Origin of the sequence: Nocardiopsis deserti (assembly GCF_008638355.1) — a bacterium.
GTDB classification, from domain to species: Bacteria; Actinomycetota; Actinomycetes; order Streptosporangiales; family Streptosporangiaceae; genus Nocardiopsis; species Nocardiopsis alborubida.
Genome location: NZ_VWVS01000016.1, coordinates 223406 through 248190 on the forward strand (window position 1 = coordinate 223406; position 24785 = coordinate 248190).

The window sequence follows — 24785 nt, forward strand, 5'->3', positions numbered from 1 at the left end:
GGGGTGTACGCAGGGTTCGGTAGGTCGCCGGCGTCCGCGGCTCGCCGCGCCGACCGCCGGATGTTCGGTCTGGTGACCGCCCTCATGGTGGTGCTGCTCGCGCTGGCGCTGCTGTCGTGGGCCACCGCCGGTGAGGACGGCCCCCCGCCCGGGGCCGCGTCGGACGGGGCCGCCCCCGACACGGACTCCGACGCCAAGCCCGGCCAGGCCCCCTCCGGCATGGCGGGCGGGCAGGGACAGACGGGGCTGCCGGAGCGGTTCGGCCCCCGGGAGCGCCCGTCGGGCTACCAGGCCCTGGTCGCCAACCCGCTGTACGAGACCGGGCGGCTGAGTCCGCGCCCGTGTCCGGTGCCGGATCTGGACGTGGAGGACCCGGAGTCGATGGAGGACTTCCTGCACACGGTCGCGGACTGCCTGGACGACGCGTGGCGGACCCAGTTCCGGCGCGCGGGCATCCCCTTCACCCCTCCGGAGCGGGTGTTCTGGGACGAACCCGGGATCAGCCCGTGCCGCGCCTACCCGTCGCGGGCGGGCGCGTTCTACTGCCGGGCGAGCACGAGCATCTACATCGGCACCGCGGACGTGGTGGACAAGTGGAACGGTGCCACGGACAGCGTGGTGTACGCGTCCCTGCTGGCCCACGAGTACGGCCACCACGTGCAGGGGGAGTCGGGGCTGCTGGAGTACTACCACGGGCAGCGCCAGCTGGAGGACGACGTGCTGGAGCGCAACGCGTGGACGCGCCGCGGCGAGCTCCAGGCGAACTGCCTGGCGGGTGTGTTCATGGGGTCGGTCCGGGTGAGCTACCCCATGGACGAGGGGGACGTGGAGACGCTGCTGGACGACGCCGCCGCCACCGCCGACCGCGAGGACGGCGAGGAGGAGGAGCGCACGCACGGGTCGGTGGAGAACAGCGTGGCGTGGACCCGGTCCGGCCTGGAGGAGCAGAGGCCGGGGGCGTGCAACACCTGGGACGTGGCGGACGAGTCGCTGGTGCACTAGGTGACTCCGCCGCGGAGGGTGTACCGCACCCTCCGCGGCGGAGGCGGCGCCCTATCGGGACTCGACCCGTCCGAGCGCGTCGGGGCCACTCGTCAGCGCGTCGCACGCCGCCTGCCAGGCGGGGTCACCGGGGTGGAACTCGTTGCGGAGGTAGGCCCAGGTGAGCCGCTGGACCGCGGACACCCGCTCGGGGCTCTCGTCCGTGGTCTCGGCGACGTCGTACCCGGAGACTCCGCCGAGCCCGTGCTCCGCACCGAACAGGGTGAACAGGGTCTTGGGGCCGGGTGCGAGGAGGTAGGGGTCGACGTGCCACTCCGGGCCGCGGACGGTCAGGTGGGCGGAGTCGTCCTCGTCCCCGGCGACCACGAGCGCGGGCGTCGTCATCGTGGAGAAGTCCGTGGTCAGGAAGAAGGGCCAGTCCCGGGCCACGGACTCGGTGAGGGAGTCGCCGCCCCTGCCGGGCGCGGCGAGCAGCACGCCCGCCGTGATCCGGGGTTCGGACAGGTCCACCACCGTTCCGTCGTGCGGGTCGGTGAGCCGGGCGCCCAGCAGCAGGCTCGCGGTGTGCCCGCCCATCGAGTGCCCGGCCACGGCGACCCTGCTCCGGTCCAGGCGCCCGGAGAGCCCGGGGACTGCGGCCTCGATCTCGTCGAGCCGGTCCAGGACGCGCTTCATGTCCTCGGCCCGCGACCGCCAGTACAGCGGCGCCTCGGGGGTGTCGGGGTCCAGGTCCAGCGTCCTCGAACTCAGGTGGGTGGGCTGGATCACGGCGAACCCGTGGGCCGCCCAGAAGTTGGCGAGGGGCGCGTAGCCGTTCAGCGAGGACAGGTGGTGGGAGTAGCCGTGCCCGTGCGAGAGGAGGACGACCGGCAGTTCGCCCCCGGTCGCGGGCGCGGAGACCCGCACCTCCAGGTCCACGGCGCGGTCGGGCGTCGGCAGCACCACCGGGCTGACCGAGAGGACGGGAGCGGGAGGGCTGACGGCGTCGGCCGTGCGCGTCGATGCGCTGCTCATGGTGCGTTTTCCCTTCGATGGCCCTGCCCGCCGCCGGTCGCGTCGGACCGGCGGCGGGCAGGGCGAACAGAAGTGTCCCGCCGCAGCTAGACTGCAAGCGGAGCACTGTTCCTCTTAATATACGGAGCAGTGTTCCGATTTGCAACGTCCGCCGGAAGGAGAGCATGTATGCCCAGCACAGGCCAGTCGGGGGAGGGGCCTGCCCGAGGTAGGCGGGCCGACGCGCTGCGCAACCAGCAGAAGCTGCTCACCGCCGCCGCCGCGGTGTTCGTCACCTCCGGCGTCGACGCGCCGATCCGGGAGATCGCGGCACGGGCGGGCGTCGGGATGGGGACGATCTACCGCCACTTCCCGACCCGGGCGGACCTGGTCGTCGCCGTCTACCGCCACCAGGTCGAGGCCTGCGCCGAGGCGGGTCCGAGGCTGCTGGCCGAGGCCGAGTCCCCGTTCACCGCGCTCCGCGAGTGGGTCGACCTCTTCGTCGACTTCCTGGTCACGAAGCACGGGCTCGCCGGTGCGATGCAGTCGGACAGCGGCGGTTTCGAGGCTCTGCACGCCTACTTCCTCGACCGCCTGGTACCCGTCTGCACGCGGTTGCTCGACGCCGCGGTCGAGGCCGACGAGATCAGGCCCGGCACGCGGGCCTACGAGCTGATGCGCGGCATCGGCAACCTCTGCATCGGGAACGACCCCCGCTACGACCCCCGCCGACTGGTCGAGCTGCTCCTGAGGGGACTACGGCTGCCGCAGCCCTCCTGAGGTCGGCGGACAGCCCGTGGGCGGGTGCGCCCGTGTGCGGGTCGCACGCGGGTGCGCCCGTGGGCGGGACTCCCGTACACGCCGCGTCCTCGTGGGCGGCGCTCCCCCGTGTGCGGCGCCTCCCCGTACACCGCTCTCCGCGTGCGGCACCCGTGCCCGGACGGGGGCCGCACGCGGAGTTCCCCGGCGTTGTCCACAGGTTCGAGGTACCGCTGTCGCCCGGATACGGAGCGTGGCAGGATGCTTCGTATGTCGGACCTCGCCGAACCCCTCAGCCCCTACGAGCCCGAACCGACCGCCCCCACCCCCCGCTCCCCCGGGACCTCCCCCGACGACGCCTCTCCACCGCCCGTCCCGACCGGACCCGGCTCCCCCGTGTGCGAGCGGGTCGAGCTGCGCGTGCACGGCGTCAGCGGCGGCCAGGCCGAGGAACTGCTGGACGTGGAACCCGCGATGCGCGTGGGCGGCGACCGGCTGGCGGGGTTCTTCCGCTGGCGCCGCGAGTCCGACACCGAGACCGTCCCGGGCGTGCGCCGGGAGATCTTCGCCTGGGGCAACCTCACCTCCGGACGCTCCTCCCGGGCGTTCTGGCTGCTGCTGCTGCCGTTCATGCTCGTCAACGTGGCGTACTGGATGCGGCCCGGGCGGATGGACCGCGACCCCACGGGGGCGCGGCGGCTGGCCAACAACGCCTACGGCGCGGGCGTGCGGCTGCTGGCGCTGTCCCTGACCGTGCTCATCACCCTGGCCGCGGCGGGGGTCGGCATGGACCTGGTGGCCTGGCAGTGCGCCTCCGGGCAGGGCGAGGAGTGCGTCCGCGCCCGCCCCTGGCTGGCCTTCCTGGGCTCGCCCTCGTCGGCGCTGTCCGCGCCGGGTCCGGCCCTGCTGGTGGGCGCGGTGCTACCGGTGGCGCTGATCGTGGTGCTGTGGCTGCTGTCGCGGCGCACGGCGGCCGACTACGAGGTCGTGGAAAGCCCGATACCGCCCCGACCCAGTGCGGCCGCCCCGTTGAGCCACAAGGGCTTCTGGCGCAACAGCGAGACCATGGCCCGGCTGCGCTCGGCGCACATCTCGGCGGCCCTGGGCACGGTGGCCGCCCTGATGGTCGTACCGGCGCTGCGGCACGACCTGGACCCGGCGACGGCGGGACCGCCCGACGGGCCGGGGCCGTGGATCGTCGGCGCCCTCCTGGCGGCCCTGCTGGCGGCGGTGGTCACGTTGAGCACCCTGAGCGTGCTGGTCCCGGGCACCGACCCGCGCTGGAACGCCCGGGCCGACCGGGTCTGCCGCCTGCTGCGCGACGCCACCCTGGTCCTGGGGCTGGCGGTGGCCGCGTACGCGCTCTGGCCCCGCCCGGAGTGGACGGCCTCGGGACGGCTGCCCGGCAACGGGGCGATCCTCAACACGCTGTTCGCGGTCCAGGCGGCCCTGGTGCTGGTGATGCTGGCGGCGGCGCTGTTCCTGTTCGCCTCCGACCGCTCCCACGGCGGCGCGGCGATGCGCGGCCTGGCGGGCCCGGCCACGGCGGCCCTGGGCGCCCTGCTCGGCGGCGGGTTCTCGGCCGCACTCGTCTACCAGGGGTCGCTGGCGCTGAGCGGCTGCGGCACCCTGGCCACCCCCGAGGTGGACTGTCTGCCGCTGTCGGTGCCGGCCGCCTACTCCTGGCTCCAGCTGGCGTTCGCGCTGGAGGCGGCCATCGCGCTGGTCGTGGTGGGGGTGCTCGCCCTGCGGCTGCGCCGCGACACCCGGTCGCACCTGGAGGGGGTCACCGAGGACTACGCGCGCAGCGTGCGCGACCGCCGCACCTGGGACATCGCCCACGCGCGGGCGGTGGGCCGGATGACGGAGGTGCTGCCGTGGGTGCTGGCGGCCTTCCTGCTGCCGGTGGCGGCGCTGGGCGTGCTCGTGCTGTACTCCACGCTGTCGGGGCACCTGGCGGCTGGTGCGGCCTCGGCGACGACGGCCGTGTCGGGGGTGTCCTCCGTACCCGGCGAGGTGCGGGGGCTGGCCCAGGGGACGGTGTCGGGGCTGATCGGCGTCGGCTCCCTGCTGGGCGGCGCCGCCCTGGTGGCGCTGGCGTGGATCGGACGCAGCGCCTACCGCGACCGGCCCACGCGGCAGGCCGTCGGCTCGGTGTGGGACGTGGGCACGTTCTGGCCCCGGGCGGCCCACCCGCTGGCGCCGCCCTCCTACGCGGAGCGGGCCGTGCCCCAGCTGTGCGCCCGGGTGGCCCTGTTGTGCCGGGAGGACACGGACGTGGTGCTCTCGGGGCACTCCCAGGGCTCGGTGCTGGCGGCGGCCACCGTCTGGCAGCTGCCCACCGACTGCCTGGGCCGGATCGCGCTCATCACGCACGGCTCACCGCTGGACCGCCTGTACGCCCGCTACTTCCCGGCCTACTTCGGGCCGGGGCCGTTCGCGGACCTGCGGGAGCGGGTGACGGACTGGCGCAACCTGTGGCGGGTCACCGACGCGATCGCCGGACCGGTGCGCACGCTCGACTCCTCGGGCGGCCTCCAGACCGGACGCGTCGTGGAGCGGGCCGAGCCGCTGCCGGACCCGCGCTCCTACGACGCCCTGCCCGGCGAGGCCAGACGCCCGGAGATCCTGGGCCACTCCTACTACACGGGCGACCCCGCCTACTCCGCGGAGCTGCGGCGGGTGCTGGACGCCATGGAGGCGCAGGCGCGGCGTGAGGCCTCCGCCGGGAGCGCGGGGTGAGACTGAGGGAGGCCTACCAGGGGCCGTAGGGGCCGTTGTTGCTGTTGCCGCCCACGCCCTTGACGGCCGGACGCACGTCCAGCAGGAAGACGAGGGTGGCGACCAGGCCGAGGATGACGAACATCCCGCTGCCGGAGAACACGGCCAGCAGGGAGAGACCCGAGGCGACACCGGTGAGGATGACCCACAGCTTCTTGGTCTGCTTGTCCATCAGCTCGAAGGCCGCGGCCGGCGTGCGGATCGCCTCGATCAGCGCGTACAGACTCGCGACGAAGGTGACCAGGTAGATGACCTGCCAGATCAGTCCGAACAAAACGCACACTCCCGACGACGTTCCGAGCGGGGAGTCCGCCCGCTCTCCACCGTAAACGGATGGGACGCGTTGATCGTGCCCGCGGAGGCCCGTGTCACACACGCGCCGGGGCGGCGGTCGGCGGCGGCCCCGGACCGCGAGGACGCGCGACCGGCGGCCGCGCGGGTCACAGCGGGATGTGCCAGAGGCAGGTGACAGCGGCCAGCAGGAAGGCGGAACCGCCCATGATGAAGGCGCCCGCGTGGTAGGGCAGCTCGTTGTCGGGGTGCAGGAGGCGGTTGACCCGCCGCATCACGCCGGGCTCGGCGTCGGGCACGGCCGCCATCGCCCCGGCGGGCACCGGGGCCGGTCCGGCGGCGCCGAAGCGCAGCAGCGCCATGGCCAGCTCGCGCGAGGAGCTCTTGCGCCTGGCCTGGTCGTCGGCGCACATCTCGATGAGCAGCGCGACGCTCTCGTAGTAGGTGCGGACCAGGCGGAACCGCGGGAAGGCGCGCTTGAGCGAGGAGAACGGCAGCAGCACGAGGTCGTGGCGCTGGCGCAGGTGGGCGTGCTCGTGGGCCAGGACGGCGGCCAGCTCGCGGTTGTCGAGGACCGCCAGGGCTCCGGCGCTGATGACCACCTGCGAGCGCAGCACGCCCGGAAGGCAGTACGCGGCGGCCGCCGGGTGGTCGAGCACGCGCGCGCCGGGCACGTCGGGGTGCTCGCTGGCGATGAGTTCGAGGAGGTCGTGGTGGCGGCGGCGGACGCGGACCACGTGCACGAAGGAGGAGACCAGGCCGTAGAAGAGCACCAGGGTCAACACGACGGCCAGGACCACGGCCGCGATGTGACTGACGCCCTCAAGCCCCTGGGAGAGCTCGGCGAGCAGCAGTTCGCCGGTCACGATGTCCCTGGCCAGGGCCATGGAGCCCCCGGCCGCGCCGAGCTGGTAGGAGGAGAGCCCGAAGGCCAACAGCGCGCCGATGGTGGACACGCCCCAGGCGAGACCGAGCGCCTGCCACGTGATCACGGCCGTGTAGGGCCCCCGCGAGGGCCACTTGGCCCGGTGGAGGCCTTCCATCGCGATGAGACAGCAGACCGCGACGAGGGTGAGAAGTGCGGCACTGACCATACGGACTAGTTCCTTGGCTGCTCGGTTTCCGCGAGTGCGCGCCGAAGCGCTTCAGCCTGCTCGCCGTCCATGGACTGGACGAAGGCGGCCAGGGCGGCGTCGCGGTCCCCGGTCTGTCCGAGCGCGTCGAACATCAACTCGGAGACGTATGCCTCGCGGCTGGCTGCCGGGCGGTAACGCCACGCGCGACCCTCACGTGCCCGGGTGACGACCTTCTTCTTGGCGAGCCTGTCGAGCACGGTCATGACGGTCGTGTGCGCCAGGTCGCGCTCGGCCAGAGCCTTGCCGACCTCACGGACCGTCATTGGTTCGTTCCGTGACCACAGTACATCCATCACCGCGCGCTCAAGTTCGCCAAGCCGATTCATACCCGTGATTCTACTTGGGGTCGTACTACCCGTTGTCGTACCCCCAGGTTAAATCCTCATCACCTACGGGACAAGGGATAACGGCCCCGGGACGAGGTGGGATCGGCCTCCCCCCGCGCCCGGTCCGGGCCTCCTCCGGCGACGACCGCGGAGGGCGCTCCCCGGGCCCCGCCCTCGCTCTGCCCCGAACCGGGGAACCCGAGCACCCGTCCCACAACGCGACCCCCGTCACCGCGGTGCGGCGACCGCCGCACACCCACGGCACAGAAAGGGAAGGGCCATGGCCTCTCCGAACCACTCCCGGATCCACGTCGTCCGGGGCGACATCACCGAGCAGAGCGTGGACGCCGTCGTCAACGCCGCCAACAGCTCGCTCCTGGGCGGCGGCGGAGTGGACGGCGCCATCCACCGCAAGGGCGGGAAGTCCATCCTGGAGGAGTGCCGTCGGCTGCGCGCGGGCCACTACGGGGGCGGCCTGCCCGTCGGCGACGCGGTGGCCACCACGGCCGGACGGCTGCCCGCCCGGTGGGTGGTCCACACCGTCGGCCCGGTGTACAGCGCCGCCGAGGACCGCAGCGCCCTTCTGGCCTCCTGCTACGGCGAGTCCCTGCGGGTCGCGCACGAGCTGGGCGCGGAGTCGATCGCCTTTCCCGCGATCTCCACCGGCACCTACCGGTGGCCGGTCGAGGACGCGGCGCGCATCGCCGCCTGGGCCCTGCACTCCGCGCAGCTGCGCGTGCCGGAGATCCGCCTGGTGCTGTTCGACGACGTCGCGCACCAGGCCTTCCTCAGGGCCTTCGGCCCCAGCTGACCCGCGGCACACGGACGGTGGTGCGGCGGCGGGCGTGTCCGCGCGGGCACTCCAGAACCTCCGGGGAAAAGCCGGTGCTCAGGCCGCTGACCGGGTAGGAAGGGCGCATGACCACACGGCTTCCTCCTGTGCCCGACGCGCGGGTCCGACCCAGGATCGGGGTGTCCAGCTGTCTGCTCGGCGCTCCGGTCCGCTACAACGGCGGGCACTCCCGTTCGCGCTTCCTCACCGACGAGCTCGACCGCCACGTGGACTGGCTGCCGGTCTGCCCGGAGGCGGAGATCGGCCTGGGCGTCCCGCGCCCCACCCTGCGCCTGCAACGCCGGGAGGGGCTGGACCGGGTGGTCTCCAGTGCGGACGGCGCCGACCGCACCGAGGAACTGGCCGAGGTCGCCGACCACCACCTGGACCAGCTGCGCCGCCTGGACGGGTACGTGCTCAAGAACAAGTCGCCCAGCTGCGGCCTGTTCGCCCTGCCCGTGTTCGACCAGAGCGGCGGCCGGGTGGACGGCAGGGGCCGGGGCGCCTTCGCCCAGCGGCTCACCGATCTGCTCCCCTCCCTTCCCGTGGAGGAGCAGGGCCGCCTGATGGACCCCGTGCTGCGCGAGCTGTTCGCCCAGCGCGTCTTCGCGCACGCGCGGCTGCGTCACCTGTGGGAGTCCGACTGGTGTCCGCGCGACCTGGTGGCGTTCCACACCCGCCAGAAGCTCCAGCTGATGTCGCACTCGCCGGAGGGCTACCGGGAGACGGGCAGGATCGTGGCGCGCGCCGGCACCGACGCCCCCGAGGAGATCCGGGCGGTCTACACCGAGGCCTTCCACCGGGCGATGGCCGTGCGACCGAGCCGGGGCAAGCACGTCAACGCCCTCCAGCACGCCTTCGGGATGCTGAGCCCGCTGCTGGACGACGCCCGCAGGCACGACCTGCTGGGGGCGATCGAGGACTACCGGCACGAACAGGTGCCGCTGAGCGTCCCGGTGGCGCTGCTGCGCCACCACTGCGCGGCGGAGGAGGTCGGGTGGGCCCGCGACCAGACCTACCTGCGCCCCTACCCGGACGACCTGCGACTGCGGCACGCGGTCACGGTCTGACCACGAAGAGGGGAGATTTCCCCCTGTTCCGCGACCGAAGACACATGGTCCATTACACTCAGTGACGTTTCTCCGGTCCCCCGACAGGGTGCCGCTGACCCGACCCTGAGGTTTCGGTGTGTTCGCGTCCTTCTCCAGGCGGGCCTTCGTGCTCGCCTCCTCCTGCGTGGTCGCCGCGGCAGCCGCGACGCTGGCCACGGTCCCGCCCGAGGACCTGACGGAGCGGCTCGAATCCGGCCTGGGCCCCGAGCCCCGGCTGGCCGACAGCCAGACGCGCTTCTCCCCGCTCCAGGAGTCCTCCACCTCCGCGCTCCTGCCCCGCCCCGGACAGGTCGCGGCCTGCGCCGCACCCGGCAGGGACGAGGTCGTCACCCTTCCCGATACCGGCGCACCCGAGGGCGGTCGCCCCCTGTGGATCCGGCGCCCCTCGGGCCCCGACAGCGCGGACCTGCCCGTGCTCTACCTGCTGCACGGGTCGGCCTCCACCCACGAGACGCTCATGGACGAGGACATCGGTGCGCTCCTGGACCGGCAGATGTGCCGTTCGGGGGTCGAGTTCGTCATCGCCGCCCCCTACGGCCAGGAGAGCGGTGGCTCCACCACCGAGTGGGGCGACGCCGCCGACGGGGGGTTCGCGCTGGAGAGCTTCGTCACCGGCGCGGCCGTGGAGGCCGTCGAGGGCGAGCACACGCGCCCCCGCGAGCTGCGCGCCGTCGGCGGGTTCTCCATGGGCGGCTACGGGGCGGCGGCGCTGGCGCTGCGCAACCCCGACCTCTACACCCAGGTGGTGTCCTGGGCCGGGTACTTCCGGGTGGACGACCCGAACGGCGTCTTCGGCGGCGACACCGAGCCGCACTCCCCCGACCGGCTGCTCGGTTCCGAGGAGGTGCGCGACCTCAGGTTCATGCTGGTGGAGGGCACCGAGGACCACACCCCGCTCCAGGAGGGCAGCATCCACGGTGAGGCCGAGCGCTTCTGCGGCCTGCTCACCGAACGCGGTATGACGGTCGCCACGCTCCACCCGCACGGAGGCCACGACTTCACGACCTGGAAGCGCTCCTTCGCCGACGCCGTCGACTTCCTGGTCTCGGGGTGGTCCTCCGCACGGTAGGTCACGCGGTGCGCACACCCGGCCCCCTCGCACGGACCAGCGGGGAACAGTGTGTACCTTCGTCGCTGTTGACGACAGCGGCTGCGCACACGACCTGAAGGGACCTCCGGTGTCTGGAATCGTTCCCGCGGGAGAGCAGACGGCGGTCCCGTCCCGGGTCGCGACCGTCAGTCTGCACACCTCCCCGCTCGACCAGCCCGGCACCGGCGACGCCGGAGGCCTGAACGTGTACGTGGTCGAGGTGGCCCGGCGCATGGCCGAACGCGGCGTGGCCGTGGACGTGTTCACCCGCGCGACCCGAGCCGACCTTCCCCCGGTGGTGGAGCTCGCCCCGGGTGTGAACGTGCGACATGTGCCCGCCGGACCCTACGGCCGCCTGGACAAGAACGCCCTCGCCGAGCACCTGTGTCCGTTCATCTTCGGGATGCTGCGGGTCGAGGCGCAGAACGAACCCGACCACTACGACCTCGTGCACGGGCACTACTGGCTCTCCGGCCAGGCCGGTGTGGTGGCCGCCCGCCGCTGGGGCGTGCCCCTGGTGCAGTCCATGCACACCATGGCCCGGGTGAAGAACGCCTCCCTGGCCGACGGTGACGCCCCCGAGCCCGAGGCGCGGTTGCGCGGGGAGGACCAGCTGGTCCGCCAGGCCGACCGGCTCATCGCCAACACCGACGACGAGGCCCGCCAGCTCCGGGAGCACTACGGCGCCCGTGACGGCCAGATCAGCGTCATCCCCCCGGGCGTGGACCTGGAGGTGTTCAGCCCCGGTTCGCGCCGGGACGCGCTGGCGCGGATCGGGCTGCCCGCGGGCACCGAACTCCTGCTGTTCGTGGGGCGCGTGCAGCGGTTGAAGGCCCCCGACGTGCTCATCCGGGCCGCCGCCGCGCTGCTGGAGCGCGACCCCTCACTGCGTTCGCGCCTGGTGGTGGGCGTGGTCGGCGGCCTGTCGGGCGGTGGGATGCGCGAGCCCGGTCTGCTCACCGACCTGGCCCGCTCCCTGGGCGTGGCGGACGTGGTGCGGATCGAGCCGCCGCAGAGCCGCGAGCGGCTGGCCGACTACTACCGCGCGGCCGCGGTGACCGTGGTGCCGTCCTACTCGGAGTCGTTCGGCCTGGTGGCGGTGGAGTCGCAGGCGTGCGGCACCCCGGTCCTGGCCGCGCGCGTGGGCGGCCTGACCACGGCCGTGGCGGACGGGACCTCCGGGGTCCTGGTGCGGGGGCACAACCCGGACGACTACGCGGCCGAGCTGCACCGGATGATCGCCGAACCGGCGTGGCGTGCCAAGCTGGCGATCGCGGCACCCGCGCACGCCGCCACCCTGGGCTGGTCGCGGACCGTCGACGAACTGCTGGACGTGTACCGGGCGAGCACCGCCCCCCGCGAGCTGCCCCTGGCGGCGTGCCGGTGACCGAGGAGGAGGGGACGTACGAGGTGGACAGGAACGTGGGCAGGGAGGCCGCCCGCGACGCCGCGGCCAGGGCGATCTCCTCGGCCGTGGCGGAGGCCGAGCTGGAGGTGGAGCGCCCCCGCGAGGGGTCGTTCCTGGTCACGCTGCCGGGGAAGGCCAAGCTCAAGACCCTGGTGTGGCTGGAGGTGGGTCCGCACAGCCTCACCCTGACGTCGTTCTTCTGCCGTCAGCCCGACGAGAACCGCGCCGACTTCTACCTGTGGCTGATGCGCCGCAGCGCCGACATGTACGGGATGGCCTTCGTCGCGGACGAGGTCGGCGACGTCTACGTCCGCGGCCGCCTGCCGCTGGAGGGCGTCACCCCGGAGGAGGTCGACCGGCTGCTGGGGTGCGTGCTCACCTACTCGGACGAGAACTTCAACGGCGCGCTGGAGCGCGGGTTCGCCTCGGCCATCCGCAAGGAGTGGCGCTGGCGCGCCGAGCGCGGCCACGACATGCGCAACCTTCGGGCGTTCGCGCACCTGGTCGAGCCCGGGGACGAGGGGTAGGCCGCCACGGCCGCGTCCGCGCCCCCGCAAGAGGGCGGGCGGACGCCCGAGCGCGGCGCCCGGGTGGCTAGGCTTGCCCCCATGGGAACTCTGGTACTGCTGCGACACGGTGAGAGCGTCTGGAACGCGAAGGGCCTGTTCACCGGATGGGTGGACGTGGACCTCTCCGCGACGGGTGAGGAGGAGGCCCGCAGGGGCGGCGAGCTGCTCAAGGAGGCCGGCGTACGGCCGGACGTGGTCTACACCTCCCTGCTCAAGCGCGCGATCCGCACCGCGAACCTCGCCCTGGAGACCGCCGACCTGCACTGGCTGCCGGTCGAGCGCACCTGGCGCCTCAACGAGCGCCACTACGGCGCCCTACAGGGCAAGGACAAGGCGCAGACGCGCGAGGAGTACGGCGAAGAGCAGTTCATGATCTGGCGCCGCTCCTACGACACCCCGCCGCCGCCCATCGCGGACGGCGACACCTACTCGCAGGCCGGTGACGCCCGCTACGGCGAGCTGCCGCCGGAGCTGCTGCCGCGCACCGAGTGCCTCAAGGACGTGCTGGAGCGCGCCCTGCCGTACTGGTACGACTCGATCGTGCCGGACCTGGCCGCGGGCAAGACGGTGCTGGTCGCCGCGCACGGCAACTCGCTGCGCGCGCTGGTCAAGCACCTGGACGGCGTCAGCGACGCCGACATCGCCGGGCTGAACATCCCGACGGGCATCCCGCTGCGCTACGACCTGGACGACCAGTTCAAGCCGACCAACCCCGGGGGCACCTACCTCGACCCGGAGGCGGCCAAGTCCGCCATCGAGGCCGTCGCCAACCAGGGCAAGAAGTAGGACGCTGACGGTCCCCTTCCGCTCCCGTGCCCGCGCCACCGCCGGTGGCGCGGGCACACCGCTGTCCGGGGCCGGTCCTGCGCCGCGTCAGACGGTGTCCGCCCTGGCGGGACCGCGGGGAGGTGGAGCCCGTCGTGGTACGTTCGGCGCCGCCGAGTACCGCCGCGAACCGGGGAGGTGAGACCGATCAACGCTGTGACAGGTCGGGGCTCCCTCCCCTGCATCGGCTGGGGAGCGCCCCGCAATGCCTCCCGAAAGGCTGGGAACGCGGATGCGCCTCACCTCCCAGACGTCGTCTGACGGCGTCACCGAACACCTCTTCACCCTCTCCTTCTCCTCCGGTGAGATCCCCGGCGTGCTGTGGACTCCGGACGGCGCCACCGGGCCCCGCCCCCTGATCCTGATGGGGCATGGCGGCGGCCAGCACAAGAAGGCGCCCGGCATCGTGGCCCGTGCCCGCCGCTTCGCGGCCGAGCGCGGTTTCGCGGTGGCGGCCGTCGACGCGCCCGCCCACGGCGACCGGCCACGAACCGAGGAGCACGACCGAGTCATCACCGAGATGCGGACCCGCTCGCGGACCGGAGGGGACGTGGCTCCGGTGCTCGCCGAGTTCCACGCGCTCCTCATCGGCCAGAGCACCCCGGAGTGGCGGGCGGTCCTGGACGCGGTCCAGGAACTCGACCACGTCGGGGCCGGTCCGGTGGGCTACTGGGGGATGTCGTTGGGCTGCGGCCTCGGCGTTCCGTTCATCGCCGCCGAACCCCGCGTCCGCGCGGCGGTTCTGGGTCTGAACGGAGCGGAGTCCTCTGCCGGGGCCGCAGCGCGGATCACCGTCCCGCTGGAGTTCCTCGTGCAGTGGGACGACGAGAGGGTGCCGCGGGCGGCGAGTCTGGCACTGTTCGACCTCTTCGCCTCAACCGAGAAGACGCTGCACGCCAACCCCGGGAAACACGCTGAGGTCCCGCTGTTCGAGGTGGACAGCTCGCTGCGGTTCTTCGACCGGCACCTGAGCTGACGCCCCTGGCATCCGCGACGGGCTGACCGGGGGCGGCGCCAGAGCCGGCCGCGGCCTGTGGACAACTCCGGACGCCTCAGTAGACGAGGGCCTGCGCACCGTCCTGGACGGCCTCCTCGACGAAGGACGGCGCCCCGGCGATGCGTACGCCCCCGATCAGGTCGTCCCCGGTCAGGTCGCGTCGGGCGGCGCACTGGGTGCACACCGTCACCCGGCCCGCGGCGAGCACCGCGTCGAGCAGGTCCTTGAGGGGGGCGGCGTGCGGAAGGGAGAACCGCTCGGCACGGCCGGGGACCGCGAACCACGCCGACTCACCGGTCAGCCAGAGGGAGACCCCGACGCCGCTGGCCAGGGCGGCGGCGGCCACCGTGAACGCCTGGTTGCACCGCTCGGGATCGTCCTCCCCGGCGGTGACCTTGATCACCAAGGAACGAGACATGCCCGCCAGCCTACTCAGAGCGCGGCGGCGGTCAGCACGGCGCCCGCGATCGAGCAGACCGCGAGGGTGACGGTGAGCACCAGGGCCTCGGTGCGGCGCGGGGAGATCCGCACCGGCTGGTCGTCCACACCGTGCTCGATGCTGAGCGCCCCGTCCTCGGTGGCGGCCAGGACCACGCGCCCCTCGCGCACCTGGACCCGGCCCGTGACGCGGATGCGGGCGCCCGGCCGGATCACCCACTCGCGGTACTCGAACTCGATGGTCTCGCCCCGGAAGACGCCCGAGATGCGGCCGCGAACGCGGGGCAGCAGGTCGTCCGCGGGTGAGGCCACACCCGGCTGAGGGCGGCCCACCACGCGCTTGAGGCACAGCTCGGCGCCCCGCGGCTCGGTGTCGCCCGGGTCGACGAAGATGCGGTTGCCGTCGGCGGGGCGGCCCTCGGCGACGATGCCGAACAGGTCCTCGGAGCCGTAGTCGGCGATGGAGTCGCAGGCCCGCTCGCGGACCGCGCCCTCGGCCGGCTCGCGGTTGAGCGGCCAGTAGTGGCGCAGCACCTCGTGGCCGTGCCAGACGCACTCGGCACCGGCCAGGCCGGAGGAGATGGGACCGTCGGGACCGGGAGCGGCGACACCGGTGAGCGTGACGCGCTGCCCCTCGTTGGCCGCCAGCACACCAGGGCGCAGCTGGGCCAGCCCCCGCTGGCGCAACCAGCGCCGCAGGGCGATCACGGTCAGGGGGAGGAGGACCACCGCGGCCACGAGCAGCGCCGAACCGATCACCAGTAACACAGGCCGCCCCTTTGGAAAACGCGTCGGAGGTCTAGGCGCGGTCGGCAGAACACGCCCCGTGGCCGCACCGCGCTGCTGACAATCTTTACCAGTTCTCCGGGAAAGCGGGGCCAATTGGGCATGTCCAGACCGGGGCTGGGGAGTGGCGGTCGCCACGGCGCGCCGTCGGCGGTCACCGCCACCTCCAGCCGCCGCTACGCTCTGGGGATATGGACGCTGAGGTACACCCCGATCTGGCGAAACTGTCCTTCCTGCTCGGCCGTTGGGAGGGCGTGGGCGTCGCCGGCTACGCCGACGTGGAGGAGTTCCAGTTCGGCCAGGAGATCGAGTTCGCGCACAACGCGGGCCTGCCCTACCTGACCTTCACGAGCAGGGCCTGGCGGATGACTCCGGAGGGCACCCGCAGTGAGCTGGTCACCGAGGAGTCGGGGTACTGGCGTGTGCGGCCCGAGACGGGCGCGGAGCCCAAGGAGGGTGAGCCCGTCGTGCACCTGGAGGTGCTGATCGCGCACCCCGAGGGCTTCAACGAAGTGTACCTGGGCAACGTGTTCGCGAACCGGGTGGAGATGTCCACCGACGCGGTGGTGCACACCGAGACCGGGATCGACGCGACCGCCTCGCACCGGCTGTACGGCCTGTTCGGCGACAACCGGGAGACGCTGGGATACGCCTGGGACCTGGCCGCGCGCGGCCACGGTCTGCGCTCGTACATGTCGGCGCAGCTCAAGAGGGTCGGCACGAAGTAGTCGAGCCGGGGCCGGGCATGGGCAGACCCCGGGCTGCTCCCGCCGCTGGGGCGGGGCCGGTCGGACGAGTTCCGGCAGCCCGGGGTCCGGGTGTCCGTCTGGGATTCGCTGCGAACGACGTCGCGCGAACGCGAGCGTCGTCCTAGCGGACGGCCACCTCGCCAGTCCTAAGATCAACCATCTCTTGGACCACCTCCTTTCTTGCGTGCCCCCGACACTACGTCCCGCGCCGAAGGTGGGGCAAATGTTTTTTCTGTGCGCGAAACCGCAGGTGGGGGCGGCGTTTCCGTCCTCTTGGCAGGCCGACTAGTCTCGGCGGTATGACTTCGCCGCTGCTGAGCACACCGGGCGCCGTGAGCGCCGAGTCCCCCGACTCCGGAGTCGCCGCGCACTACGGCGACCCCGCGCACGAGGGACGCGCCGTCGAACGTTCGAGCGCGTGGGTCGACCGGAGCAACCGGGGTGTGGTGCGGGTGACCGGGCCCGACCGCCTGGGCTGGCTCAACGACCTCACCAGCCAGCTGACCCGGGGCCTGGCCCCGGGAACCGCCACCGAGGCGCTGGTCCTGGACACCAAGGGGCACCTGCGGCACCACCTGTCGCTGGTGGACGACGGCGAGGCCACCTGGATCCACACCGAGCCGGAGGGCGGCGCGGAGCTGGCGGGCTTCCTCGACTCGATGCGGTTCATGCTGCGTGTCGAGGTGGAGGACCTGAGCGGTTCCCACGCGGTGCTGAGCGTGCTCGGCCCAGGCCGCGCCGAGGCCGTGGAGGCCGCGTCGCTCGGTGACGTGCCCGTGCGCGCGACCGGGGACGAGACCGACCTGTTCCTGCCCGCCGAACGGCTCGTCGGGGCCGCGGAGGCGCTCACGGCGGCCGGTGCGCGCCCGGCGGGCATGTGGGCCTACGAGGCGAACCGGATCGCGGAGCACCGTGTGCGCGCGGGGCTGGACACCGACGAGCGCACCATCCCGCACGAGGTGGACTGGGTGGGCCGCGCGGTGCACCTGGAGAAGGGCTGCTACCCGGGCCAGGAGACGGTGGCGCGGGTGCACAACCTGGGCCGTCCGCCGCGCCGACTGGTCATGCTGCACCTGGACGGCACCGCCGAGCGCCTGCCGCAGGTGGGTGCCTCCGTCGAGCTGGACGGGCGCTCCGTGGGCAGGGTCGGCACGTCGGCCCGCCACCACGAACTGGGGCCGATCGCCCTGGGCGTGGTCAAGCGCGCGGCTCCCACCGACGCCGACCTGGTGGTGGACGGCATCGCCGCCGGTCAGGAGGTCGTGGTCGACCCCGACACGGGCGCCAACGCCAAGATCGAGCTGCGCCGCCGTCCGCGTTAGGCGGGTTCGAGGAGGCCGCGGCCGCCGATGTGGACCTCGGCGAACTCGGTCCCGGTCGGCGCCAGGAACAGGATGTGGGTGGTGACGCTCTCCCCGGGGTTGATCTCGTCCCAGAAGTAGTCCCACGCCACGACGATCTCGGCGTCGACGTCGTTGGCGTACTCCAGGCCCTCGGTGGTCACGCCGATGGTCCCGTAGCTGTCGAAGACCGCGGGTTCGGAGCCCTGGTTGGTGACGTCGAGCCGGTAGACGTGGTACTCGGAGTCCGGGGGCGCGACGGCGGACGCCCCCATCCCGTCGGTGACGGTGGTGTCGGTGTAGGCCGCCTCCACCTCCACCAGGAAGGTGTCGAAGACGGCGGAGGCCCCGTTGTAGGACTCCGGCGGTACCGGCTGCGGGTCGGGCTCCGCCTCACCCGCGGACGGTTCCTCCTGCTCGGGCCCGGGGTCCGGAGCTGTGGGGTCGGGTGCGGAAGGGTCCGGTGGGGCCGGGTCCGGCGCCGAAGGGGCCGGTGTGGCGGGCTCCTGGTCGCTGCCGGGCCCCGGTTCCGGATGCTCCACGACCAGCCGGGCCTCGGGGAGCGGGGCGCTCTCCAGCGAGACCACGGTGGCGACGCACCCGGCTCCGGCCAGGAGGACGGCGACGGGTACGGCCAGGGCCCGTACGACGGAGCCGGGCCCTCTGGGCGGTGGTGGATGACGGCCGCTGGTACTCATGCTGGTGTGACGCACGGCACGCGCGGTTCATTCCGCTCCGGGACGCCTCCTGCCTGGCGGGCCACTGAGAGTTCACACTCAGCCAGCGCTTCTTCCGTTCCGCTCCACAGGACACAAGAACATCGTTACGTTCTCCTGTAGGTGGGAGATCTTCATGCTGGAGCCCGTCGAGGGGTGGTTCTTCGAGGTCACCCAGGACGATCCGGTCACGGCAAGGCTCGTTCTGAACGCCTTGGAGCACCTACGGACCAGGGGTCCCGGAGGGCCGCCCTCTCGTGGACAGGATCAGGGGAAGCCGGATACACGACCCCAAGGAGCTCCGTCCTGGGTCCTCAGGAAAGAGTGAGATCCGCGTACCTTTCGTGCTTGGCCCAGAGCGGCAGGCAGTGCTCCCGGTGGCCGGTGACAGGTCCGGGCAGTGGAACGAGTGGTACCAGAAGAACATCCCGGTGGCAGAGCAGCGCTGTCCAGAACGTCTGAGGCGGCGGGAGGATGGGCAGGCATGAAGGCGCGTGGTCGGCGAGAGATCCGAGCGGAGTCCGAAAAGCAGGATCCTTGGTTCGTCTCTGAGGAAGCCCAGGCAGTCTTCGACGCGGAAACCGCCCGGGTGGAGGCCGAACGCCAGGATTACGCGCTCTCCTCCCTGCGCGAGGAGAGCGGGAGGACCCAGAAGGAGGTCGCCCGGGTCATGGGGGTGAGCCAGGCTCGGATCTCCCAGATCGAGCACGGGCGGATCGACAGCCTGGAACTCCTGCGGTCCTACATCAGCGCCATCGGCGGCGAACTGCACCTGAGGGTCGACCAGGGGCCGCTGAGCGTCACCCTCGACATCCCCGGAAGCGACGCCGCCGCGGCCGGGACCGCGGAGGAGGCCGCCGCCTCCACGGATGAGTGCGACGCCGCGTAAGGACGGCGGGCCCGGCCGGTCCGGCCGGGCCCGCCGAATGGGTCGGGGGCTGATCAGACGGTGAGGACGATCTTTCCCCGGGTGCGTCCGGCCTGGCTCAGGCGCCAGGCCTCGGCCGCCTCGGACAGCGGGAACTCGCGGTCCACGTGCACGGTGAGCCTGCCCGCGTCGGCCAGGCGGGCCAGCTCGGCGAGGCCCTCGGAGTCCGGGCGCACCCACAGCCAGTGCCCGCCCAGCTCCTGGACGTTCGGGTCGGCGATGGACACGATCCGCGCGGGGCCGCCCGCCAGCGGCAGCGACTCCTGGGCCACTCCCCCGCCGACGAAGTCGAGCACCGCGTCGACGCCCTCCGGGGCCAGAGCACGGACGCGGTCGACGAGACCGTCCCCGTAGACCACGGGCTCGGCGCCCAGGGAGCGCAGGAAGTCGTGGTTGCGCTCGCTGGCGGTACCGATGACGCGTGCGCCGCGGGCGACGGCGATCTGGACGCCGAACGCTCCGACACCGCCAGCCGCGGCGTGGACGAGCACCGTGTCACCGGAGCTGACCCCCGCCCGTTCGAGGGACTGGAGGGCGGTGAGGCCCGCCAGCGGGACGCCGGCGGTCTCCTGCCAGCTCAGCGACTCCGGCTTGGGCGCGAGCATGCGCACGCTGGCCGACACCAGCTCGGCGTAGGTGCCGTTCTTGGCCCAGTCCTTGCGGGCGTAGCCGTAGACCTCGTCACCGACCTCGTACTCGTGCGCGTCGGGTCCGACCGCCTCGACGACACCGGCGACGTCCCAGCCGGGGACGAGCGGGAAGTCCGCCTCGAAGAGGGCGTCCAGGCCGCCCGCCGCGAGCTTCCAGTCCACGGGGTTGACCCCCGCGGCCCGTACCCGGATGAGGACCTCGCTCGGGGCGACCTTCGGATCGGGAAGGTCCACCAGGGCGAGGTCGTCGGCCGATCCGTACTGCTGTAGTGCGATTGCCTTCATACACACAACAGCGGTCACGGCCTGGAGTTCATTCCATACGGGAGGACACGAGGGGTCCGGCGGGACGTACCCGTCGGGCCCTTCGGGACGCGGTGTCAGCGCATGGCGGCGGCGAGGCGCTCGTCGTGCAGGCGCTCGCCCCAGGAGGGGGCGAGCGGGGCCACCTGGCCCACGCGCCAGCGCAGCAGGAGGTCGGCCAGCTGCGGGTTGCGCGGCAGGGCGGGGCCGTGCAGGTAGGTGCCCAGCACCTGGCCCTGGTAGGCGCCCTCGGTGCGGTCGTCGTTGCCGATACCGCGCACCGTGGTGGACAGCGGCCGGGCCGAGGGGCCGATGGCCGTGCGGCCCTGGTGGTTCTCGAAGCCGGTGATCCGGCCCACGCCCAGGGCCGGGTCCACGTCCGCGACGATCTCGCCGACCGCGCGGGTCTGGCCGCGGCCGCTGCGGATGTCGATGATGCCCACGCCGGGGAGCGGGTTGGACTCGTCGTCGCCGTAGGTCTCGCCGATGATCTGGTACCCGGCGCACACCGCGAAGACGCAGGCGCCGCGGGCGGCGGCGCGGGCCAGGCCGCCGTCGGCGCGCAGGCGCTCGGCGGCCAGGATCTGCGGCCGGTCCTCGCCGCCGCCGAGCAGGTAGATGTCGCCCTGCTCGGGGACGGAGTCGCTGGAGTGGACGTGCACGATCTCGGTGGGGATGCCGCGCAGCTCGGCGCGGCGCTTGAGGATCAGGACGTTGCCCTGGTCCCCGTAGGTGCTCAGCAGGTCGGGGTAGATCCACACGATCCGCAGGGCGCTGGTGTTCGTCATGGGTGGTCTCCCTACTGGACGCGGCCGTACGCCGTGCGGATCTGCTGGAAGGCGGTGTAGTTGGCGATGAGGTCGACCTTGGTGATGTCGGGCTGGTCGGCCTTGATGCGGCCCAGGACCTCGTCGACCCGGTCGGCCACCTCGAACTGCACGCCGTCGGTCTCCAGGCGCAGTGCGAGGTCGGTGCGGCGCTCGCCCATGACGAACACGCGGCGGCCGCGCAGGACGGTGTAGTCCACGTCCCACAGCCAGGAGGTGTCCTTGCCGTCGGGGACCTGCGCGTTGACCGAGAGGATCACCGGTGTGCGGGGCGGGTCCAGGACGGCGAAGGACTCCAGCCATCCGGCGGGGTTCTTGGAGAGCAGCAGCCGCACCTCGACGCCCATGGTCACCACGGAGGTGTAGCGGCCCGCGACGGAGGTGATCTCGCGCAGCCGCTCCACGGTGCGCTCGGGGTGGATGCCGTACCCGGCGGCGGTGGCGGCGGCGATCGCGGCGTTGGAGCGGTTGGCGTCACCGGGCAGGTTCAGCCGCAGCTTGATGCTCTGTCCCTCCGGGGTGACGAGGGAGTCGGAGGCGTTGTCCACCGCCCAGGTGGTGGAGGGGCGGGCCAGTCCGCACTCGGGGCAGGCCCAGTACGGGTCCACGTCGCGCTTGAGGTGGCCGCCGCACTCGGGGCAGCACCAGGAGTCCTCCTTCCAGCGCTGTCCCGCGGACACCCAGGTGGCGTTGGGCGCGCCCAGGCCCGCCCAGGCCACGAGCGGGTCGTCGGCGTTGGCGATGACGTGGGCGTTGCTCTTGCCCAGAGCGAGGCGCCACTTCTTGGCGAGCAGGTTGATCTCGGAGGCGCGGTCCATCTGGTCACGGCTGAGGTTCATCAGCACCACGAACGCGGGCTGCGTGGCGAGCAGCACCTGCGGGAGGTACTTCTCGTCCACCTCCAGCACGCCGTTGACGGCGGACTGGTTGTCCGACAGCGCCGTGATGTGCCCGGTGGGCATGTTCGCGCCGTGCTCGTTGGTGGCCACGTCGCCGAACTCGCGCAGGGCGTGTGAGATGAGCCTGGTGGTGGTGGTCTTGCCGTTGGTGGCGCTGACCAGGGTGAGCCTGCGGCCCCGGGCGAGCTTGGCGAGCAGGTCGGGTTCGACCTTGAGCGCCACCCGGCCGCCGATGACGGAGCCGTCTCCGCGTCCGGTGGCACGGGACAGGCTGGCCGCGCTCCTTCCCAGAACCGATGCCAGTTGGGCGCGCAGGGGAAGCTCGCTCATCTACTCTCCAGTAAGTGCTGGACCGCCCGCGCCGTTCGCTCCTGGGAGGCGGCGGGCGGTGTGTCGGGCCAAGCCTAGTGTCCACCCGGGGTCAGACCCGCCAGTCCAACCTCTCGGGCGGCGGCCCCAGGTTGGGCGGCACCCCCTCGTCGACGGCCCCCGGCGGCGCGGGAGACCTGTCCGCGGCGGCGGTGCCGTCGGGTGTGTCGGTCAGGGCGGTGGGATCCGCGGTCGGGACGCGGGGGCGGCCGCCTGCGGTACCGCGTCCCCTCGCGGCTCCGGCCGCGGCGCCACCGTCTCCAACGCCCGGTGTGTTACCGGTGTTCCGGGAGTCGTCCACCGTGGCGAGTGTGGCTGTGGACAGGGTGAGGATACCCGGGTTGGTGTCGGCCAGCACGGGACCGTCGGCGGTCAGGACCACGGCGGCCGTGGCGGGGAGCCCGCGCAGCGACTCGGCGTCCAGACCGAGGGGGCGGCCGGGGGCCGTGCCGTCGTCCCCGGCGGCGGACCCACCGGTGCCGGCCTCCTGGACGGTGACCCGCCCCCAGGCGGTGGCGGATCTCACATGGCGGACGAGGTCGAGGGGCGCGATCGCCGCCGCGGCGTTGCGGATCACCGCGCCGGACTCGGTGTGCGGGGAGGGGAAGAACCGGTCGTCGGCCTCCACCTCGACGTCGGGGTCCTCCGGCTCACCCGTGGCCGCAGCGCCCACGGCCTCGCCGACCGCCTCGGTGAGGCGGTGCACCCACAGCCCGCCGGGACCGTGTCCGGCGACACCGGGCGCGGCGGCCACGGCGCGTCCGACGGCCTCCGCCGAATCCCCGTCCTGGCGCATCACCACCGGCAGGCAGGCGGGGTCGGAGAACCGGGCGAGCGCCGCGGGGGCGGCGGTGCGGAACATCAGGACGACCTCAACCCCTCCGTCGGCGGCCGCGGAGAGGACCTGGTCGATCTCCCCCTCGGGGAGGGACTCGGCGCCGCACACCACGACGGTGCGGGTCCGGTCCGGGCGCACGCGGGGACGCACGCCGTCCGCGTTCCTGGGCTCGGGCGCCTCCAGCAGCTCGCTGAGCGCGGACACGGCGTAGGTGCCGTAGACGCGCGCGGCGGTCCCGCCGGAGGCCCGGTCGGTGGAGATGATCTTGACCTGCGCGTAGTCGTTGTCGTCCGCCCGGGTGCCGACGGCCTCGAAGGGGCTGAGGCGGCGCTCCAGCTCCCAGGCCCGCTCCCCGACCTGCGGTCCGTAGGCGCAGCGCTCGCGCACCCGGGTCCGCTGCCCCGGCGTGAGCAGGGCGAGCGCGGGGTCGTCCTCGGCCGCGTCATCCTCGGGGGTGAGCAGGGCGCGCAGGCCGCCGATGAGTTCGGCGATCCCCGCGTGCGGCCCCAGGACCTCCAGGAGGCGCAGCAGGAGCGTCTCGTCGGCGTCGGCCTCCGCGGTGCCGCCGGAGGCGGACGCGACCGCGGAGAGGACGCGTGCGCGCTGGCCCGCGTCCAGGTTGGTGCCCAGGGTCATCCGGGGCAGGTCGGCGGGGAGCACCCACCGGCGCGGGGCGACGGCGCAGCGGCGGGCCAGCCGGACGAGTTCGCGGGCCACGGAGCGCCCGGTGAGGTCGACCACGGTGAGGTCGCCGCCCTCGCGCAGCCGGGAGGCGCCGACGGTGGCGAGCAGCGCCGACCATCCTGCGTCGTCCCCGCCGGCCACGACGACGGCGCTCCTGTCGGCGGGGACGGTCACCCCGTACCAGAGCGGCTGCGCCTCGTAGGCCCGGGAGGCCGCCTGCCACTCGGTGTACCTGCGGGCGTGCTCGTGCTGTTGCTCGCGCAGGACCCGCTCGCGTTCCTCGCGTTCGGCGGCCAGGCGTTCCCTGGCCCTTTCCAGCCGGTCGGCGACGACCTGTCGGCTCTGGACGAGGGCGAAGGCGATGGGCGCGGCGATGGCGGCGCAGGCGAACACGCCGCCGAGGGCGAAGCTGCCGGGAAGGATGCGCAGGGTCCACAGCAGCGGCAGCAGCAGGGTGAGGAGGGCGAGCCCGGCCAGGGCGAAGTAGAGGGGCCGGTTGGTCCGGGCCTCGCTGTCGCGCTGGGCGGCGATCCACTCCTCGCTGACGGTCTCGGCGTCGGCCGGGGTCGGCCGCCGCGGGGCCGGTCCGGGAGGCGGCAGGAGCACGGCGTGCCGCCAGCCGACGTAGGTACGTCCGGCCTCTCCTCGGGACGCTCCTCCCGAACGGGGGTTGTGCACCGTCCGAACACCTCCTGACCAGCCGTCGCGGGGGCGGCCGGGGACTCGTTCACGCGGGGCTCCGGCCCGGGCCGGAGCGTGGGCGAGATGCTGTCACCCGCCCGCCGCGCTGGTCACGGCCCCGCCGGAACCGGTCACGGGCACGGAGGGTACCGGTGAGCGCGGGCGGAGTGGCCGTCGATCTCAGTCAAGCAGCAGCGCGCACCGCTTTCCAGCCCCGCCCCGGACCTGTGGAAAACCCGTCGCGAAACCCACGGAGGCGGAGGGGGCCGCGCTCCGACCTCCGCTCCCAGGGGGCAACGCGCCCCGCGGTCCGCACGGGCAGCACGCGCCCGTTCCCGGCGCCGGTGGCGGGGGGCCGCCGTGTCAGCGCCTCCCCAGGGGGCAGGGGAAGGGGACAGAAGAAGAGAGGACGCCCCCTTCCGAGGAGTGACCCCCCATTCCTGAACCGCTGCTGTC

Annotated in this window: 25 protein-coding genes; 14 read left to right on the plus strand and 11 right to left on the minus strand. The window is 73.1% G+C overall.

All coding sequences use genetic code 11. The features are described 5' to 3' along the window. The first annotated feature begins 60 nt into the window (after nt 1–60). Nucleotides 61–1002 (plus strand): neutral zinc metallopeptidase, encoded by a 942-nt coding sequence (locus FYW99_RS22415; protein WP_150254000.1) that lies wholly within the window; start codon nt 61–63, stop codon nt 1000–1002. 51 nt (nt 1003–1053) lie between these two features. On the opposite strand, the gene FYW99_RS22420 is transcribed toward FYW99_RS22415, so the two are convergent. Continuing rightward, nucleotides 1054–2016, minus strand: a complete 963-nt coding sequence (locus tag FYW99_RS22420; RefSeq protein ID WP_150254001.1) for an alpha/beta hydrolase family protein — start codon at nt 2014–2016, stop codon at nt 1054–1056. Between the two features lie 168 nt (nt 2017–2184). On the opposite strand from FYW99_RS22420, the gene FYW99_RS22425 reads away from it, so the two are divergent. Beyond that, nucleotides 2185–2775, plus strand: a complete 591-nt coding sequence (locus tag FYW99_RS22425) for a TetR/AcrR family transcriptional regulator (RefSeq protein WP_150254002.1) — start codon at nt 2185–2187, stop codon at nt 2773–2775. Between the two features lie 249 nt (nt 2776–3024). Then, nucleotides 3025–5496 carry a hypothetical protein gene (locus FYW99_RS22430; RefSeq protein ID WP_150254003.1) on the plus strand — a complete coding sequence of 824 codons (2472 nt, stop codon included), beginning with the start codon at nt 3025–3027 and terminating at the stop codon, nt 5494–5496. A 13-nt stretch (nt 5497–5509) separates the two neighbouring features. On the opposite strand, the gene FYW99_RS22435 is transcribed toward FYW99_RS22430, so the two are convergent. The 3 genes from FYW99_RS22435 to FYW99_RS22445 form a co-directional block, all read right to left on the minus strand. Continuing rightward, complete coding sequence (locus tag FYW99_RS22435; RefSeq protein ID WP_150254004.1) at nt 5510–5809, minus strand: DUF2516 family protein; 300 nt, start codon at nt 5807–5809, stop codon at nt 5510–5512. Between the two features lie 166 nt (nt 5810–5975). After that, complete coding sequence (locus FYW99_RS22440) at nt 5976–6920, minus strand: M56 family metallopeptidase (RefSeq protein ID WP_150254005.1); 945 nt, start codon at nt 6918–6920, stop codon at nt 5976–5978. A 5-nt stretch (nt 6921–6925) separates the two neighbouring features. Beyond that, nucleotides 6926–7288: a BlaI/MecI/CopY family transcriptional regulator gene (locus tag FYW99_RS22445; protein ID WP_013155328.1), complete on the minus strand. Its 363-nt coding sequence runs from the start codon at nt 7286–7288 to the stop codon at nt 6926–6928. Between the two features lie 280 nt (nt 7289–7568). Between FYW99_RS22445 and FYW99_RS22450 the strand changes: the two genes are divergently transcribed. The 7 genes from FYW99_RS22450 to FYW99_RS22480 all read left to right on the plus strand — a co-directional run bounded on the left by FYW99_RS22450 (nt 7569) and on the right by FYW99_RS22480 (nt 14100). Next, entirely contained in the window at nt 7569–8099 is a 531-nt protein-coding gene (locus FYW99_RS22450; RefSeq protein ID WP_150254006.1) for an O-acetyl-ADP-ribose deacetylase, read from the plus strand. A 107-nt stretch (nt 8100–8206) separates the two neighbouring features. After that, a complete protein-coding gene (locus FYW99_RS22455; RefSeq protein ID WP_150254007.1) occupies nt 8207–9190 on the plus strand; it encodes a YbgA family protein in 984 nt (327 codons plus the stop codon). 118 nt (nt 9191–9308) lie between these two features. Then, a complete protein-coding gene (locus FYW99_RS22460; RefSeq protein WP_150254008.1) occupies nt 9309–10301 on the plus strand; it encodes an alpha/beta hydrolase in 993 nt (330 codons plus the stop codon). A 109-nt stretch (nt 10302–10410) separates the two neighbouring features. After that, nucleotides 10411–11709, plus strand: coding sequence for a D-inositol-3-phosphate glycosyltransferase (mshA, locus tag FYW99_RS22465; protein ID WP_150254009.1), 1299 nt, complete (start codon nt 10411–10413; stop codon nt 11707–11709). Next, complete coding sequence (locus FYW99_RS22470; protein WP_394350371.1) at nt 11700–12257, plus strand: type III secretion system chaperone family protein; 558 nt, start codon at nt 11700–11702, stop codon at nt 12255–12257. The genes mshA and FYW99_RS22470 overlap by 10 nt, the downstream gene beginning before the upstream one ends. Nucleotides 12258–12338: 81 nt before the next feature. Then, nucleotides 12339–13085 carry a phosphoglyceromutase gene (locus FYW99_RS22475; RefSeq protein WP_150254010.1) on the plus strand — a complete coding sequence of 249 codons (747 nt, stop codon included), beginning with the start codon at nt 12339–12341 and terminating at the stop codon, nt 13083–13085. Between the two features lie 244 nt (nt 13086–13329). Continuing rightward, nucleotides 13330–14100, plus strand: coding sequence for a dienelactone hydrolase family protein (locus FYW99_RS22480; protein ID WP_223839396.1), 771 nt, complete (start codon nt 13330–13332; stop codon nt 14098–14100). 76 nt (nt 14101–14176) lie between these two features. Here FYW99_RS22480 and FYW99_RS22485 read toward each other — a convergent pair whose 3' ends face one another. Then, nucleotides 14177–14539 (minus strand): DsrE family protein, encoded by a 363-nt coding sequence (locus tag FYW99_RS22485; protein WP_150254011.1) that lies wholly within the window; start codon nt 14537–14539, stop codon nt 14177–14179. A 14-nt stretch (nt 14540–14553) separates the two neighbouring features. Continuing rightward, nucleotides 14554–15327 (minus strand): GIDE domain-containing protein, encoded by a 774-nt coding sequence (locus FYW99_RS22490; RefSeq protein WP_150254012.1) that lies wholly within the window; start codon nt 15325–15327, stop codon nt 14554–14556. 209 nt (nt 15328–15536) lie between these two features. Between FYW99_RS22490 and FYW99_RS22495 the strand changes: the two genes are divergently transcribed. Both FYW99_RS22495 and ygfZ read left to right on the plus strand, forming a co-directional pair. Then, the gene (locus FYW99_RS22495) at nt 15537–16073 is read left to right on the plus strand and encodes a nitrobindin family protein (protein WP_150254013.1); all 537 of its coding nucleotides are present in this window, start codon (nt 15537–15539) and stop codon (nt 16071–16073) included. A gap of 320 nt (nt 16074–16393) precedes the next feature. After that, entirely contained in the window at nt 16394–17416 is a 1023-nt protein-coding gene (gene ygfZ, locus FYW99_RS22500; protein WP_150254014.1) for a CAF17-like 4Fe-4S cluster assembly/insertion protein YgfZ, read from the plus strand. On the opposite strand, the gene FYW99_RS22505 is transcribed toward ygfZ, so the two are convergent. After that, nucleotides 17413–18132, minus strand: a complete 720-nt coding sequence (locus FYW99_RS22505) for a DUF4352 domain-containing protein (protein ID WP_150254080.1) — start codon at nt 18130–18132, stop codon at nt 17413–17415. The two genes, ygfZ and FYW99_RS22505, sit on opposite strands and share 4 nt — an antisense overlap. 275 nt (nt 18133–18407) lie before the next feature. On the opposite strand from FYW99_RS22505, the gene FYW99_RS22510 reads away from it, so the two are divergent. After that, the gene (locus FYW99_RS22510) at nt 18408–18638 is read left to right on the plus strand and encodes a type II toxin-antitoxin system RelE/ParE family toxin (RefSeq protein ID WP_223839398.1); all 231 of its coding nucleotides are present in this window, start codon (nt 18408–18410) and stop codon (nt 18636–18638) included. Then, a complete protein-coding gene (locus FYW99_RS22515) occupies nt 18635–19039 on the plus strand; it encodes a helix-turn-helix domain-containing protein (protein WP_150254015.1) in 405 nt (134 codons plus the stop codon). The genes FYW99_RS22510 and FYW99_RS22515 overlap by 4 nt, the downstream gene beginning before the upstream one ends. 53 nt (nt 19040–19092) lie before the next feature. Here the strand turns inward: FYW99_RS22515 and FYW99_RS22520 are convergent, their stop codons facing one another. From FYW99_RS22520 to FYW99_RS22535, 4 genes are all read right to left on the minus strand, one after another. Further along, a complete protein-coding gene (locus FYW99_RS22520; RefSeq protein WP_150254016.1) occupies nt 19093–20013 on the minus strand; it encodes an NADP-dependent oxidoreductase in 921 nt (306 codons plus the stop codon). Between the two features lie 95 nt (nt 20014–20108). After that, nucleotides 20109–20819 carry a type 1 glutamine amidotransferase gene (locus FYW99_RS22525; protein WP_150254017.1) on the minus strand — a complete coding sequence of 237 codons (711 nt, stop codon included), beginning with the start codon at nt 20817–20819 and terminating at the stop codon, nt 20109–20111. An 11-nt stretch (nt 20820–20830) separates the two neighbouring features. After that, complete coding sequence (locus tag FYW99_RS22530; protein ID WP_150254018.1) at nt 20831–22087, minus strand: MurT ligase domain-containing protein; 1257 nt, start codon at nt 22085–22087, stop codon at nt 20831–20833. A gap of 91 nt (nt 22088–22178) precedes the next feature. Further along, a complete protein-coding gene (locus tag FYW99_RS22535; RefSeq protein WP_394350372.1) occupies nt 22179–24326 on the minus strand; it encodes a hypothetical protein in 2148 nt (715 codons plus the stop codon). Nucleotides 24327–24785 lie beyond the last annotated feature (459 nt).

What these genes read in the sequence shown, in the direction of transcription:
- FYW99_RS22415 (WP_150254000.1), top strand. Translation starts at nt 61, where the DNA reads ATGTTCGGTCTGGTGACCGCCCTCATGGTGGTGCTGCTCGCGCTGGCG.
- FYW99_RS22420 (WP_150254001.1), bottom strand. Translation starts at nt 2,016, where the DNA reads ATGAGCAGCGCATCGACGCGCACGGCCGACGCCGTCAGCCCTCCCGCT.
- FYW99_RS22425 (WP_150254002.1), top strand. Translation starts at nt 2,185, where the DNA reads ATGCCCAGCACAGGCCAGTCGGGGGAGGGGCCTGCCCGAGGTAGGCGG.
- FYW99_RS22430 (WP_150254003.1), top strand. Translation starts at nt 3,025, where the DNA reads ATGTCGGACCTCGCCGAACCCCTCAGCCCCTACGAGCCCGAACCGACC.
- FYW99_RS22440 (WP_150254005.1), bottom strand. Translation starts at nt 6,920, where the DNA reads ATGGTCAGTGCCGCACTTCTCACCCTCGTCGCGGTCTGCTGTCTCATC.
- FYW99_RS22445 (WP_013155328.1), bottom strand. Translation starts at nt 7,288, where the DNA reads ATGAATCGGCTTGGCGAACTTGAGCGCGCGGTGATGGATGTACTGTGG.
- FYW99_RS22450 (WP_150254006.1), top strand. Translation starts at nt 7,569, where the DNA reads ATGGCCTCTCCGAACCACTCCCGGATCCACGTCGTCCGGGGCGACATC.
- FYW99_RS22455 (WP_150254007.1), top strand. Translation starts at nt 8,207, where the DNA reads ATGACCACACGGCTTCCTCCTGTGCCCGACGCGCGGGTCCGACCCAGG.
- FYW99_RS22475 (WP_150254010.1), top strand. Translation starts at nt 12,339, where the DNA reads ATGGGAACTCTGGTACTGCTGCGACACGGTGAGAGCGTCTGGAACGCG.
- FYW99_RS22480 (WP_223839396.1), top strand. Translation starts at nt 13,330, where the DNA reads ATGCCTCCCGAAAGGCTGGGAACGCGGATGCGCCTCACCTCCCAGACG.
- FYW99_RS22485 (WP_150254011.1), bottom strand. Translation starts at nt 14,539, where the DNA reads ATGTCTCGTTCCTTGGTGATCAAGGTCACCGCCGGGGAGGACGATCCC.
- FYW99_RS22495 (WP_150254013.1), top strand. Translation starts at nt 15,537, where the DNA reads ATGGACGCTGAGGTACACCCCGATCTGGCGAAACTGTCCTTCCTGCTC.
- ygfZ (WP_150254014.1), top strand. Translation starts at nt 16,394, where the DNA reads ATGACTTCGCCGCTGCTGAGCACACCGGGCGCCGTGAGCGCCGAGTCC.
- FYW99_RS22505 (WP_150254080.1), bottom strand. Translation starts at nt 18,132, where the DNA reads ATGAGTACCAGCGGCCGTCATCCACCACCGCCCAGAGGGCCCGGCTCC.
- FYW99_RS22515 (WP_150254015.1), top strand. Translation starts at nt 18,635, where the DNA reads ATGAAGGCGCGTGGTCGGCGAGAGATCCGAGCGGAGTCCGAAAAGCAG.
- FYW99_RS22520 (WP_150254016.1), bottom strand. Translation starts at nt 20,013, where the DNA reads ATGAAGGCAATCGCACTACAGCAGTACGGATCGGCCGACGACCTCGCC.
- FYW99_RS22525 (WP_150254017.1), bottom strand. Translation starts at nt 20,819, where the DNA reads ATGACGAACACCAGCGCCCTGCGGATCGTGTGGATCTACCCCGACCTG.
- FYW99_RS22530 (WP_150254018.1), bottom strand. Translation starts at nt 22,087, where the DNA reads ATGAGCGAGCTTCCCCTGCGCGCCCAACTGGCATCGGTTCTGGGAAGG.